Source organism: Acinetobacter sp. 778_lipA (assembly GCF_058242985.1).
In genome coordinates this window covers 380186-395541 of the sequence record NZ_JBZAYT010000001.1, presented here as the reverse complement: position 1 = coordinate 395541, position 15356 = coordinate 380186, and the positions used below count along the sequence as shown (strand labels likewise).

At 36.6% G+C, this 15356-nt stretch carries 7 protein-coding genes and 4 pseudogenes; 3 read left to right on the top strand and 8 right to left on the bottom strand.

What is annotated here, in order from left to right; translation table 11 throughout:
* Positions 1 to 169: 169 nt before the first annotated feature.
* From AC4CUY_RS01930 to AC4CUY_RS01915, 4 genes and pseudogenes are all read right to left on the bottom strand, one after another.
* On the bottom strand, positions 170 to 1357 hold the full coding sequence (locus AC4CUY_RS01930) for an HlyD family type I secretion periplasmic adaptor subunit (RefSeq protein ID WP_419328746.1): 1188 nt from the start codon (positions 1355 to 1357) through the stop codon (positions 170 to 172).
* Positions 1354 to 3495, bottom strand: a complete 2142-nt coding sequence (locus AC4CUY_RS01925) for a type I secretion system permease/ATPase (RefSeq protein ID WP_490773594.1) — start codon at positions 3493 to 3495, stop codon at positions 1354 to 1356. The genes AC4CUY_RS01930 and AC4CUY_RS01925 overlap by 4 nt, the downstream gene beginning before the upstream one ends.
* A complete protein-coding gene (locus AC4CUY_RS01920) occupies positions 3492 to 4907 on the bottom strand; it encodes a TolC family protein (RefSeq protein ID WP_336954580.1) in 1416 nt (471 codons plus the stop codon). Before AC4CUY_RS01920 ends, AC4CUY_RS01925 begins: the two co-directional genes overlap by 4 nt.
* A gap of 1097 nt (positions 4908 to 6004) precedes the next feature.
* A pseudogene (locus tag AC4CUY_RS01915) lies at positions 6005 to 6538 on the bottom strand (EAL domain-containing protein); the annotation flags it as partial.
* A gap of 55 nt (positions 6539 to 6593) precedes the next feature.
* Here AC4CUY_RS01915 and AC4CUY_RS01910 point away from each other — a divergent pair.
* Positions 6594 to 7526 carry an IS5-like element ISAha1 family transposase gene (locus AC4CUY_RS01910; protein WP_004637176.1) on the top strand — a complete coding sequence of 311 codons (933 nt, stop codon included), beginning with the start codon at positions 6594 to 6596 and terminating at the stop codon, positions 7524 to 7526.
* Here the strand turns inward: AC4CUY_RS01910 and AC4CUY_RS01905 are convergent.
* Both AC4CUY_RS01905 and AC4CUY_RS01900 read right to left on the bottom strand, forming a co-directional pair.
* A pseudogene (locus tag AC4CUY_RS01905) lies at positions 7521 to 9128 on the bottom strand (bifunctional diguanylate cyclase/phosphodiesterase); the annotation flags it as partial. The gene AC4CUY_RS01910 and the pseudogene AC4CUY_RS01905 sit on opposite strands and share 6 nt — an antisense overlap.
* A 209-nt stretch (positions 9129 to 9337) precedes the next feature.
* On the bottom strand, positions 9338 to 11521 hold the full coding sequence (locus AC4CUY_RS01900; protein WP_490773593.1) for a carboxy terminal-processing peptidase: 2184 nt from the start codon (positions 11519 to 11521) through the stop codon (positions 9338 to 9340).
* Positions 11522 to 11717: 196 nt separating this feature from the next.
* Between AC4CUY_RS01900 and nagZ the strand changes: the two genes are divergently transcribed.
* Complete coding sequence (nagZ, locus tag AC4CUY_RS01895; RefSeq protein WP_490773592.1) at positions 11718 to 12737, top strand: beta-N-acetylhexosaminidase; 1020 nt, start codon at positions 11718 to 11720, stop codon at positions 12735 to 12737.
* Positions 12738 to 12974: 237 nt separating this feature from the next.
* Positions 12975 to 13820: a class I SAM-dependent methyltransferase gene (locus tag AC4CUY_RS01890; RefSeq protein ID WP_336954574.1), complete on the top strand. Its 846-nt coding sequence runs from the start codon at positions 12975 to 12977 to the stop codon at positions 13818 to 13820.
* Between the two features lie 90 nt (positions 13821 to 13910).
* Here AC4CUY_RS01890 and AC4CUY_RS01885 read toward each other — a convergent pair.
* Positions 13911 to 14138, bottom strand: a pseudogene (locus AC4CUY_RS01885) (alpha/beta fold hydrolase); the annotation flags it as partial.
* Positions 14139 to 14215: 77 nt separating this feature from the next.
* Positions 14216 to 15263, bottom strand: a pseudogene (locus AC4CUY_RS01880) (alpha/beta fold hydrolase); the annotation flags it as partial.
* Positions 15264 to 15356: the final 93 nt, after the last annotated feature.

Sequence of the window (15356 nt, the reverse complement as noted above, 5' to 3'; positions counted from 1 at the left end):
AGATATTTATTAATTTTCAATAGTTTATTTTGTTTTAATGTATAAAATACATTTATTAGACTATTATGTTTTAAAATCCAAATAATAAAATTCATATTTTAAAATAATAAAAAAATTTTAAAATAAGTATGAATTTTTATATTAAAAATTCATACTTATATTTTAAAATTTATCTTTCGCGCAATGCTTCTTTTACTTTATTAAATGGTTTTAATAAATAATCCAATATTGTTTTCTCACCTGTACGAATATCTACAGTCGCCACCATACCTGGTGTAATTGCAAATGATTTTTTTTCTTTATTATAAAGTTTGTCAGAATCCGTACGAATATATACTCTATAGTAAAACTGATCTTGCTTTACTTCATCTCGAATAGTATCAGGAGATATCACTGTCACTTTACCTTTCAATCCTCCATAAATTGAATAGTCATATGCTGTAATTTTTACTAGTGCTTCTTGTCCGGGATGAATAAAAGCGATATCACGTGGCAAAATTCGAGCCTCAATCAAAAGCTTTTCATCAATTGGAACTATCGTCATAAACTTCCCATTTTGCGGTATAACACCGCCATGTGTTGTCACCGAAATTTCTTTCACAACACCGCGCACGGGGGCTCTAAAAATAGCCCGATCCAAACTATCGGTCCTCCCCACAACCACTTGTTGTTGAGTTTGGATATCCATATTGGCTTTAGCTAATTCTTCCCGTGCTTTCACATAATATTGATTTCGAACATCATTCATTTTATTTTGTAAATCATTTGCCGAACGACGCAAGCGTAAAACTTCAACTTCACTCGCAGCTCCTTTAGCAACCAATGGCTCAGTCATAGTTAACTCTTGCTGTACCAACTGTAAAGCCTCTTTGTACCCTTTCAGGGTTTGCTCCACATCCTCTCGTCTAGACTGATACAGCGCCGTTTCTTCACTTACCAACATTGAATCTGTTGTAACAATCTTAGGGAAAACTAATGGTGTTCCATTCACTTCTGCACGTAAACGAGCTGCTGTTGCCTGAGCTGCCACCAGTAAAGATTGGGATTCACCAACATTTGATGCAAAACGAGTAGGATCTAACTGTGCCAGTATTTCACCTTTTTCAACAATATCACCTTCTTGTACATTTAATTTGGTGAGAATTCCCCCTTCCAAAGATTGTATTACCTGCTCTTTAGAAGAAGGGATAACCTTTCCTACTCCTGTAGATACTTCCTCAAGTTTAAATATCCAAGCCCAAATACAAAAAATCAGAAAGCCAATACCTACAATCCAAATGATTAAGCTCACACGGGGTAAAGATGGTTCAGTATAGGAAACATTCATTGAACGATCTTTTTCTTGTTGCTCGCTCATGAATTATCTCCTTGTTTAACATTATTGTGTTGAATAGTTGATTGACTTAATATCTCGTCTCTTGGCCCATCCATGACAATTTTTCCATCATTAACGACAACAATGCGATCAACTAGTTCTAAGACAGCCCGGCGGTGAGTTGCAACAATAAGCGTTCGATGAGCTAACCAATCTTTTAAGTGATCAATTAGTTGTTTTTCTGAGACATCATCAATGGAAGCTGTAGGTTCATCCAGCAAGAGGATATTTGGTTGACGAATGAGTAACCGAGCCAAAAGAAATGCTTGTTTTTGCCCTCCAGAAAAACCAATACCTCCTTCCAAAATCAGATGGTCAAGTCCTTCCTTCTTTTCTTGAATAAAAGCAAGAGCTCCTGTAACAGTCAAAGCATTTAATATGTCATCGTCTGTTGCTAAAGGCGCACCTAGGGTCAAATTTTCTCGAATCGTGCCGTAGAACAAATATGCATTCTGATTGAGTAAGCCCATATCACGTCGTACATCAGATGGATCTATTAAAGATAAATCTAGACCATCGAGATGAACTGCACCTTGATTGGGTTCCTGCATACCTGATAGCAATTGCAACAAAGTAGACTTACCTGCGCCATTACGACCTAATATGGCGACTTTTTCACCTGATCGAATTTTTAAATGACGAATCATAAGACTCGGTTTAGGATCCTCATCTCCATATTGAAACAAAACATTCTTTAACTCATAGTCCCCATTCAAAACAGGCTTGTGAACTAAATGAGAACGCTCAGCTTGATCAATAGGTCGCTTCATCAGCTCATCTAAACTTTGTTTCGCTATTTTAGTCTGCTGTAAACGTCCCAAGATTCCTGTAATCTGGGCAATTGGAGCGAGCATTCGTGATGACAAAATTGAGCATGCAACCAAAGCACCCGTTGTCATTTCACCATCAATGACAGCAAAACAACCCACTAAAACAACCATAGCGTATGTTAAGCCCTGAAGTTTTTGCGTCCAGGCCATCAAAGTGCCGACAATTTTACGTTGTTTCATCCCGATATCAGCGGAAATCTCATTCATATGGTTCCATTGATTTTGGAAACGAGATTCTGCCCGCAATAACTTGATATCTTCTATACCCTGAACCACCTCTACTAATATTGCATTTCGAATAGCCGACTCACGCATCCCCTCTTGTGCTAACTGCGCCAATTTTTTCTGTACCAAAATTGCGGGTAAAATCATAAGCGGGATAACCAACAACATCACCCAAAATAGGTTTCCACCAATGAAAGCAAAAATGAACAGAAAAAGAAAAAAGAAGGGTAAGTCAGCAATTGCACCAATTGTAGTTGAAGTAATAAGTTCTCTAACACCTTCCAGTTCACGGATTTGAGAAATAAAACTACCCGTCGATTTTGAGCGATCTTTATTCTTAATTCTTAGTGCATGTCCCAAAACGCGATCTGAAATACGTAAATCAGCTCGTTTACCAATAATATCAGACAGATAGACACGAGATACACGTAATACGAATTCAAAGATCGCCGCAATTAATACCCCACCAGCTAATACCCATAATGTTGAAATAGATTGTGAAGGTACGACACGGTCATAAACCTGCATAGAAAATATAATGGTTGCCAATGCCAATATGTTTGCAATCAAAGAGGCAAACATTATATCTATATATCGCTTCCAATCGCGTAAGGCAATCGACCAGAACCAATTTTCTTGATATGGCTTAATATATTCATCAATGCGAGCATCAGGAATTGAAGTCTCTGGCCGCAAAGTGTATACATACTTGATTTTATCTTTTAATAAATCTATATGAATACTTTGTGATAAACCTTGATCACCACTAAATTGAATATTAACATTTCCTCGCTTATCTGCTTTATCAACGACCCCAACTTGTCCATCATTTAGTTCAAAAATGACAGGTAAAAGCCATGGGTTTAAAAGCTCTACAGAAAAATTAGATTTACGTAGATTTAATCCAACCTGACGGGCGATCAATAGTAAAATGTCATCCAGCTTTTGGTTTTGATTCCATTCCAATTGTAAGCGAATTCTTTCTTCTGATGGCTCAATCCGATAATACTTTGCAACCGTGAGTATTGCTTGTAACCAGGGTTGATAATTTTTTTTTGTCGTCATGGCTGAACTTCGAACCCCTGAATTGAAATATTGTTTAAGCCATAAACTTGTCGCGAACGACCTGTTGCGGCAATATACTGAACAATACTGTTATAGATGTCATAACGTGCTGTCTCGAGCTCTGTATTTGCACTATGGATTGCTTGTTCAGCATTAAGTAAATCAACCAATGAACGTGTTCCCAGCTTATATTGTTCCTGATATAGCTCTCGGGTCCGAACGGTTGTTTCTTGTCTATTTGCTAAAACTTGTATTTGGCGCTGTTTGTTTTCAATTTGTTCACGACTCGTTCTAATCTGATTTAGAACATCTCGGTATACTGAGTTCACTTCTGATTTGGCAGCTTCTTCCGCATAACTCGCCATTTTAACTTGCGAAGAATTAGCCCCCCCTTGGTAAAACTGACTGGTCGCTTCAAGCATAATGGAACTATAAAACCCATCATCTCTACCATTATTCGGATTACGACCATTTAAGGCCTGATTTAGCGAACCTTTAACCGCAAGCGTTGGATAACGAGTTAATCGGGTTTGTTCTTTTTGGGCTTTTGCAACTTCTACCTTAGCTAGAGCTACAATCATTTTAGGAATGATATTAAATTGAGGTTCACCATATAAATCAGATTGCATAACAAGATCGTCAGGAATCAGCCAAACCTTATTAAAAATATCTACACCAAGAAGAATGCGTAAATGTTGCTGATATTGGCGTAACAAAGATTGTTGAGCAATTAAACTTGATTGCGCTGACTCTAGATAAGATTGAGCTTGAATTGGGTCAGCTTGACTACTGATTCCAGCATTTGCGCGTAAATTTGCGATATCCTTAATTCGTTGAATACCCGTTATTTGTTGCTCAGCAATTTTATTTAATCGTAAATAGCGCTGAATATTAATAATAGTTTGGGATGCATCTAAAGCGATATCATCAATACTGACTAAGACATTTGCTTGTTCAAGTTGTACCTTAGCTTGCGCTACTGAAACTCCAGACTTTATTTTCCCGAAATCATAAACCATCTGGGTTGCATTTAAACTGAGTAACTGGCGGCCACGCTCTCCTGTTGTTAAATCTCCAGTACTGACTCCTCCTGATAATTGCGGATAATAACCAGCTTTTGCAAAATCAACGCCTGCATTTTCTGCTGCTAAATTAGCAATCGCCTGTGAAATATCAGGATTCTGTTGAATTGAATAATGGATAGCATCAATTAAATTAATAGAATCATGTGTTAAAATATTAGGTACAGTAGGAAAAAAACCTTCATTTCCAATTTTTTGAAATTGACTTTGATCTACTTGCAAATTGCTTAGTTTTTGCAACTCAACAAATTTATAACTTTGATCAGTTTCAGGAGCAAAAAGTTGAGAAATTTTATTCTTTAAATTTTTCTCTGGTTTGGCTAATATCATTTCAGCCTTCACAGTCGATGCAATAAAAATAATATAGAAAATTATAAAAAAATTACTCGTTAAGCTAATTATAAATAGAAACTGATTTTGGTGAAAAAACGTATTCCTCATTGAACTTCTCATCTTTTAAAATATTAAAAAACAAGAAAATAGCCAGCTTATATCCATGAATTTTAAAACCTTACTTCTTTTATGAAATTTTTTAGAGAATAATTTAAACTAAGAACAAAAAAACATATGCTTCAAAAAAAAGTAACTAACACCAACACAACTTGTTATTTTATATAAAATTTAGTTGATTAAAAGGTGTTTAATACACCAGAAGCTTTAATGCACATTTAAAACAGATATATTTCATAAATCAAAAAATGATCATATTGAGTGAATAATATTTTTATTGAAAGTTTCTTCTCCCTTTGAGATAAAGCTAGAATGAGAAAGGATTTCACGTTGATTTATAATTTTAACAATCGCTTGTGAATGATGCCTAAAAAACAAACTAAATAGAATTATCATGATAAGATAATACATATTAATACTAAAAAGCTGTCATTTAATTTAAATAAAAAGCATCTACTTAAGACTTAAGATATTTCACATTCAGAATAAAACATATAAACCAATTAATATTAAAGATAAAAAATAACTTCTAACTCTAAATTAATATAGCTAAAAAAATTTTTACAAGAGGCTCAATATATAAATTAATTTTTATTACTTCAGATTATTAAAAAAAGATTAACTATTATCATCCGGCTCCTTATAAAACTTAATTCAAAATCAACATCTATTTGATTTTTATTCAATATTAGCAAAAACAGTAAGTACGGTTTAAAAAAAATCCTAAACTAACAAGATAAAACTAGTATCTTTTTAAAGCGAAGAAACTAATAAACACTACTATAAAAATATTTAAAAAATTTTATTATATTTAATAAAAAGCTGACTTAGGACTTAGAAAATCGATAAATCGACTAATATTGCTGAGAAAAAAACTACTATATTATTTTAAATTTCAAGTAAAATCAGATTATAATCATCTTAAATTTAGTTTTAATGACAGTTTAAATTCGTCACATGATTCAATATTTTTATATTTAAGGTACAGCTTTAACCATACTATAATTAGTTTCTAAACGATCTACCGGTAGCGGCATGCCTAACAAATAACCTTGTAATTGCTGACAACCTAAGCGTTTAAGAATCTGCGCCTGTTGTTCAGTTTCAACACCTTCTGCCGTCACCACCAAACCCAAACGAATCGCCAAATGAATAATACTTTCTAAAATGATTTGTTCTTTTGAACCTTCACACAAATTACGGATAAATTCTCGATCTATTTTTAATTCATCTACTGGTAAATCTTTTAAATACAAGAAACTCGAATGGCCCGTTCCAAAATCATCAATTGCCAGTCGGATACCTAAATTTCTTAATTTCTCAAAAGTTTGAATACTGTCATCAATATGATGCATCGCTGTAGATTCAGTAATCTCAATAATTAAATTACCATTCTTGACATGGTATTTTTGAATCAATTTTTCTAGAGTTTCAATCAAATGCTTATGTTCAAATTGCACAGCTGAAAGATTTACTGCAATCGGACCAAAAGCATATTTTTTATCTTCCCATGGCTTTGTTGCACAAACCTATCTCTAAAGGCTTATTCCACAATATAATTCTCAAATGAATAAGCCCACACCTAAAATCTATCGTACAACCAATTGGTCTTCTTATAACAGTGCATTAATAAATCGAGGAAATCTCTCAATTTGGTTTGATCCCAAGACTCAATGGTACGCTCAACCCAAAGGTAAACATGGTCGAAATCAAACTTATTCAGATACAGCCATCCAATGCTGTTTAATGATCAAATCCTTATTTCGTCTTTCTTTACGCATGGTCACTGGCTTTGTGCAAAGTCTCATTCATCTTTGTAGATTAGATTGGACAGCACCAGACTATTCCACCATCTGCAGAAGACAAAAGCATATTGATATTGCAATTAACTATCAAAAAAGCAGTAATGGTCTCCAGCTACTCGTCGATTCTACTGGCTTAAAGTTTCTAGGCGAAGGTGAATGGAAGCGTAAGAAACACCAACCTGAATATCGTCGCCAATGGCGTAAACTTCATATTGGTATAGATGCTGAAACCCTTCAAATACGCGCTATTCAACTCACTACAAATAATGTGAGTGATTCACAAGTGCTTGGTGATTTACTCGATCAGATTCCACAAGATGAGCAGATTGACTCTGTCTATACTGATGGGGCTTATGACACCAAGCAATGCCGTCAAGTAATTGCAGACCGACAAGCACATGCGGTGATTCCGCCAAGAAAAAATGCGAAACCTTGGAAAGATACAAAGACCAGCTCGCTAGAGCGAAATGAATTACTTCGAACAGTTAAACGTTTAGGGAGAACAATATGGAAAAATTGGTCAGGCTATCATCGCAGAAGTCTGATAGAAACCAAGATGCATTGCATCAAATTATTAGGCGATAAACTCCGTGCGAGAAACTTTCAAAGCCAAGTCAATGAGATTCATGCACGTGTGGCCGTATTAAATAAATTTACAGATTTAGGCCGACCTCACACCCAAGTTGCCACTTAAATTTAGATAACTTGGAAGAAGTTTAGCTTTTGAATGTTTGTGCAACAAAGCCTCTTCCCATTCTTGAATTTGCTTACATGCTTTTTCTAAAGCCCAATAACCCATACGAATAATCAGACCCGTTTGCTCAGCACCATCAATAAACATGCTCGGTGCAAGTAAGCCTAGGGTTGGATGCTTCCAACGGATTAAAGCCTCTACGCCACAAATTTGGTAGTCGGCTGTGAATTTAGGTTGATAAAATAGAATAAATTGTTGTTCTTCTACTGCTTTATATAAATCATTGATGAGTTTAGATTGACTTCGACTTTGGTGTTGTTGGTCTAAAGAACTGCTATAAACACTAAAAGTATTACGACCCTGCTCTTTCGATTGCATCATGGCTGAATCAGCATTAATCAATAAATCTTGTAAGTTCTGCCCATGATCTGGAAAAAATACAATTCCAATGCTGGCAGAAATATTGATTTCTTTACCTGAAATTTGAAACCCATCTTGTATTTTTTGTAAGAATAATTCAGCAATTTCTTCAGCTTCATTACGATTAGAATCTTCAAGAATCAGAATGAACTCATCTCCACCAATACGAATAAGTCTTTGTCCGTCCTTGAGCAAAGGATATAAACGCTGTGCGAGTTTAACCAGAAGTTCGTCACCTATATGATGACCAAATGCATCATTGACTGATTTAAAGCGATCTAAGTCAATATAAATAAAAGCAATTTTAGTCTGTATTTCTTTATAACCTAAAAATAAAGCATCTGTGTATTCAACTAGAAATAATCGATTTGGAAGTTTAGTCAGATTGTCTTGAAGTGCTAAGTCTTCAAGCTCTTTATTGGCTTGTAATAACTGTAAACTACGTTCTTCTAATCTTCGTTCTAAAATCGCTACACAAAAAGCAGAAACAAGGATCAAACTCGCTACAAAAATAATGGTAAACAATAAAATACCTTGTCCTTCGTGTAGTTGACTTCCAAAATGTTTTTCATGCACCGATGAGATCGTCGCCGCAGCCATACCAATATAATGCATTCCCACAATGCTGAGCGCGATCATGATCGATACAGCAATTTTATAGAGCATCTTATGATTAAAAGAATTCTTATATTTAAAGGCGAGCCAGAAAGACAATCCTGAACCACTTATAGCCATGATGACTGAGAGCATCACTAAAATAACATCATAATCAACTTGTTGATTTGGAATATTTAAACCCAGCATGCCGATATAGTGCATCCCAGAAATTCCCAACCCCATCAACAATCCACCCAAAATCAGCCGTACAATAGGCAAAGTTTCTTGAGTTGTCAGCCAAATCGCAAAAGTCGACGCCAATGCAGCAATAATATATGAAATCACTGTGAATGTTAGATCAAAGGAATAACCTTGTGGTAGATCACAAGCCAACATTCCGATAAAATGCATTGCCCAAATTGCAAACCCAAAAACCATGCCACTCAAGCATAATATAATTTTTTGTTGGCGAGGCGAATGTTGCGTAAATATGAGTTGTTCTAATGAAATAGCTACGTAACAGATGATAACTGCAATACATGCAGAGCCTATTACGAGATTACTATCATAACTCATATAACTCATAAAAATTTACTTCCAGTAATGAACCTATTTTTGTTATAAGCAACCTTTATATATACAACCTAAAATTGCGAGAAGGTTCACCTTTTTTAAAGAGCGTTCGTTTTACTTAAAATATCACTATCCTATTGAACGTCAAGTTATTTTTTAAATCGAAATAAAAAAGCATACCCGAGATATGCTTTTTTATTTTACCTAAATAGAATTTTTAGTTATTTACTTGTTAGATGTGCCAAATCTAACAGAACGTTGGCAGCTTCATTCACAAAAGTCTCTTCTTCTGGCAAAGCTGGGCGCTGGTTTACTTTCATTTTTGCTCTCGACTCAGCCAAAGCATCCAAACTTGCTTGGTAGCTTTCCCAATTTGAATATGGTTTTAGTCCTGTTTCAGTACGGCGTTTGTTCTCTGCAGCCAATGTTCTTGCTTCAAGCGCTATTAACTCCGCTTTACGTTTATCAATATCTAGAGAGATTCGTTTCTGATCTTTAGCTTCTTGAGCAATCGCTTTACGCGTCTCTAAATATTGGAACTGAGAATCGCCTGCCGTACGAACTTTTGATTTTTCACCAAGCTGTGCCACATAAGGTTGAATTGAACCTTCACGTTTAAATGGCGCAGTCGGAATCGTATCCCATTTCAGGGCATTTTTCGCTTTACGCTCACCAAACTCTTCATCGTAAATATCAACCAATTTGATATCTGGTATCACACCTTTGTTTTGTGTGCTTCCACCTGTAACACGATAAAATTTACGCTGAGTTAAGGTCGCTTGACCATAAGCAAGACTATCTAATTGAACTTGTGCAGTTCCCTTACCTGTTGTTGTGCTCCCTAAAATAACTGCACGATCGTAATCTTGGAGTGCAGCAGAGTAAATCTCACTGGCAGAAGCTGATGCTAAGTTAACCAAAACAGCCAAAGGTCCTGAATAAGTTTGAGCACCACCGTCGGTGTCTTCAAACACACTCACATTCCCGTTACCGTCACGGATTTGAACCACTGGGCCCTCTTTAATTACCTGCCCAATCATTTTGGCAACTTCTTCTAAAGAACCACCTGGATTATTACGCAAATCAATAATAATGCCTTCAACATTTTGTGCTGCAAGTGACTTCAATGCTTTATTGGTATCTTCTGAAACAGAGCGATATTCAGTCCCTGCACGACGTGCACGATAGTTCAAATAGAAAGATGGTATTTCTAAAACACCAAACTTATGCTTTTTACCATCACGTGTAAGTTCCACAGTCCGTGAACGGACACCAGCATCTTCTTCTTGAATCACATCACGAGTAATTGTGACAACTCGCGCTTGGCTCATAGAGGCACCAGCAGCTAACAATTTCACTGAAACTTTGGTTCCACGTTTCCCACGTATCAATCCAACAATTTCGGAACTTGGCCAGCCAATCACATCGACCATCTTATTGCCATCTTGTGCAACACCAATAATGCGATCACCCGATTTAACCTGTCCAGTCTTACTTGCCGGCCCACCATCTACAATAGTTTCAATCTTGGTGTAGTCTTCATTACCACGCTCAGGACGAATCGAAACACCAATACCTTCAAGTTGTAAGGTGGTTTGACGATTCAACTCCATGGCATCAACAGGTGGAAAATAATTGCTGTGCGGATCGTAGGTCAAGGTCATTGCATTGAGGATACGTTCCAGCACATCATCACTCTTGGTTCGTCCAATACGCTCTAGTTGGCGGGTATACCGCTTGGTAAGCGTTTGAACCGGTGTAAGATCTTCTGATGCGGCTAAATCCTGACCATTGGCCAATGTTGGATCATCTTTTAATGCTTTTTGTTTGGCTTGATCTTCTTGCTTAGCAATAGTGAGATTGATTAATTGCGACACCAGCATTTTACGCCAATAGTTTTGCAACTCGGCTTTGCTTGCAAAAAACGCAGCTTTTTCACGATCGGCATCAATAAACTCATTCGGTTGATTTAAGTTCTGTGTCTTTTTGAGTTCAGCCAATTCAAATTCATAAAATTCTTTTAAACGCGCTCGATAATGCGCATGAATCGCAAATGGTCCAGACAAATCACCTGCTTTTAGTTTTGCGCCAAGTGTTGCACCATACTGTTTTTTATATTGTTCAATTTCTGAAGCTAAAAATAATGTGTGCTCTGGATCGAGGCTATCAATATACATGTCTAAAATACGATTTGATGTGGTTGCATCTAAACGCATATTCAAATAATGCTGACGGTCAATCAAAGTTGCAAGTTGACGTGTCACTAAAGCTTGATCTTGTGAAGGATGAATCAATTGAGACACGTTTGTAGCATTGGTTTCCGCCATTGCCTGATTGATGGTATGGGTAAAGAATAAACCACCTGTTGCAAGTGCTATAGCGCAAGCGAGAGTTTGAATTTTCATAAATTCTTAATACTTCCTTGGGTTTTCCAATTTCTATATCGTTTTTCAATCTGAACTCAACAGTTTCAATATCTTAAACGACTTTATCTGTTTATGTTGTGTAGTTTTAGCATAATCTGTACTGACTAAGTGTAGCAAATCATTGCAGAAATCGGGTATTGTTTCCCAGTTTAAATAAATACAACCGTGGATTCCTATGATCGGCGCATTGATGCTTGATATTGCAGGCACAGAACTTACTCAAGAAGATATTGAACTATTACAAACTCCGCAAGTCGGTGGCATGATTTTATTTTCAAGAAATATAGAATCACCTGCACAAGTTCGCGCATTAACCGATCATATGCGCCAAATTCGCCCAGACATTCTTATTGCAGTTGATCAAGAAGGGGGGCGAGTACAACGCTTAAAACAAGGGTTTACTCTACTACCAGCTATGGGGCATTTTGGTGAGCTTTACTTAACTCAACCTGAAAAAGCATTAACACTGGTTGAACAATGTGGTTGGCTCATGGCAATTGAAGTGCTTGCTGTCGGGATTGATTTTAGTTTTGCCCCTGTTTTAGATCTCAATGATATAAGTGATGTGATTGGCGATCGCGCCTTTGCAAAAAATGTACAAGATATTGTGCCCCTAGCTAGTGCATTTATGAAAGGGATGCAACGTGCTGGTATGGCAACTACAGGCAAACACTTCCCTGGACATGGTTCAGTTAAAGCAGATTCTCATGTTGCTGCAGCAATTGATCCACGTGAATACCAAGATATTTATAATAATGATATGCAAAGTTTTATTCAGCTACAAACCCAGCTGGATGCACTTATGCCTGCACATGTTATTTATGAAAATGTAGATCCAAATCCTGCGGGCTTTTCACCCTATTGGATTGAAACGATTTTACGTCAAGAACTTCAATTTGATGGTGTGTTATTCTCAGATGATTTAAGTATGCAAGCTGCTTGTGTCGCAGGCGGAGCAGACGCACGTATCCGAGCTGCTCTCGAAGCTGGTTGCGATATGGGCTTGGTGTGTAATAATCGTGAATCAGCATGTATTGCATTGGCTGGAATTAACAATCTACCATTACCAAATCAAGCACGTTTACAACGTATGCGTGGCAAAATTCCAGATATCACCATTGGTGAAAAATTTGAGCTTGGAAATGAATGGCAAACTGTCAAAAGAGTCATTGAAGAATTTAAAAATTCACTTTAAAAAGAATAGAAACACATCTATATGATGTTGATCTAGAAAAATTAACATCTCTTTCTTTTTATAAAAAGAAAGAGAAAATTTTAAGCTTTTTAACAGTTTAAAAAGCTTAAAATGCATATCTCTAAATAGTGCATTGGGAAGGATAAAAAAGAAGAACTGAGTAAAATTAAATTTTAGTCTTCTTTTTAATTGTTTTCGTAATCATCGAATTAGAAAAAATATAAGTTAAGGATAACTATGTCAGACCAACAACTTTCAAAGCACCGCCATATCTCATTTACAGCCCATTACACAGGCTATATTTGGTATAAAATGGGAATTTCTCATCCATTATTTGCTACATCAAAGGGTAAAACTTTAGCGATGATTGCCCATCCAATAGAAAGTTGGGGAGAAAAATATGTAGGCGGCAGTATGCGTACCACACTCAAACAACGTCATACTATGTTAGATGAGCGCTTAGCTAAACTGATCGAACAGTCTCCTGACTTACAAGTATTAGAAATAGCCGCAGGACTATCACCAAGAGGTTGGTGGTTTAGGCAACATTATCCCACGATTGATTATCGTGAATTAGATTTGCCCGATATGGCAAAAACTAAGCAAGCAGCGCTTAAGCAAATTGATAACGCGAGCCCAGATGTATTGTCTGTAGATTTATTTACAGACGATTTTAAAAAAGCCTTTGACGTATTTGATCCCCAACGACCGCTCGTTGTGATCAGTGAAGGTTTAATTAACTACTTTACCAAAGCACTTTTACAACAATTGATTCAATCGATTTCCCAGTACGGACAAGACTTCAAGAGCTTACATTATCTCACAGACCTCTATCCTGAACCTGTAAAAAACAAACTGGCTAAAGTGATTTGGAATAGCAGCAAGCTATTAAAAATCATGTCTCGAAGTGCTTTTACCTTTCACTTTATCAATCCAGAACAAGTGAAAAATTTTATCTATCAAGCTGGTTTTCAAAAAGTTGAAGTAATCCAGCCTAGTTCCTATTTTAATAAAAATTCAATTGAACACGATGCTGAAGAACATCTAGGTGATTTGGTGTGGATGATTGATGCACAACGATAAAGCAATCATTTGTTGCTATGATCGAGACTTGAACTCCTAACTATAAAAAACCAGTGAAAAAGACTGGTTTTTTAACAGAATAAACCCTGACTACCTTAAAGCTACAGCATTTTCTTGTTCAATACACACCGGTACTGTTTGAGTTTGGCGCGCGATAAAGCGTAATAAGCGATCTGCATTTTCAAAGCTACCATGCTTAAATAGAGCCCGAACACCAAATTCAGATGTTTCAAAAATCAAACATTCAATCGCAAACTCACCTTCATCATCACTTAAGTTTAAAGCCAAATCACGGGTATGTTCATTGACAAAAGCTAAATCCTGTTGATGATCAAGGCTTATCAATAGACCAAAATAATTTAAATCAATCACATCTACCTGTATCACTCTATTTGAATGGCGGTGGCTCAACTGGCGATGCGGATCAAGCACTTGAATACGTTGTTCTCCACGGCGCTCGATATGTTGCATTTGTTCCCGTGTGAAATTAACAATGCCATCTAGCCCTTGAATAGAATCACCTTTTAAATAAGTAGTGAATAAGGTCATGGTTTCTTTACGACGCTGTAATTGTGGAACATGATCCGCATTGGCAATCATTGCAAACTGCATGTCTGGACATTGCAAAGCAAAGTTTGCATTTTCATGGGGTAAGGTAAAACTGTCGTATTGACCACATGCCACCAGCGTATTGACTTGAGGGACCGGCACATGGTTTAACCGCAATAAGCGATTACAATTGATTTCATAACGTTCTTGTTCTGTATGAGAAAACTCAGCCATTTGCTTAAAGAACAATCTTTTTGCTGTAGGCGACATTCGGGTTTTGTCTAATTTAGCATGATTGACTAAATACAAAATGACCGCTTGACCAAACTCCCCCATACGTTGTTCTTTCATCAGCATCAATGATTCTTCTAACAGCATCCGCCAGCTTTTACGCGTTTCTTGCATGACGCCCATCAGGATCATTTTCTCGACCAATTCTGGACGTTGATCAACAAAAAATGAAGCAATCACAGAACCTAAAGATATCCCCACCACGGCAACCTTTTCAATCGCGACAATATCAAGCCACTGTCCCAACATACGGGAAAGATCTGGTAACTCTAATGTACCTGCTGATAAGCCAGAATCGATATTGGTGATTTGTTGATTGGCGCCCATTGAGGGCAAATCAATCAGAATGACTGGGCCACTTTCAAAAAACTGCTCGACACAATATTTATATGAGTTAAAGTTTTGGAATGCTCCACCCACAATCACAATAGGGGTATTGTGAATTGTTCGTGGATCTGCGATCGCCATATACTCAATTTTCCAGCCATCAATCCAAGTTGTTCTTGGTTCCTGCTTAAAACTATTTTTGTGGTATATGTCGAAAAAACCAAAGCTTGATAAAGATTGGTGTGATTCTGTGTCCATTTGGATAATGGAATTCATATCCTTCCTCCATCCTTGCTTTATTCTTTTAATATGCAAGATTTTGACCCGCATTATTCTTTCAAATTCGTGATACGTATAAATTCTGTATCA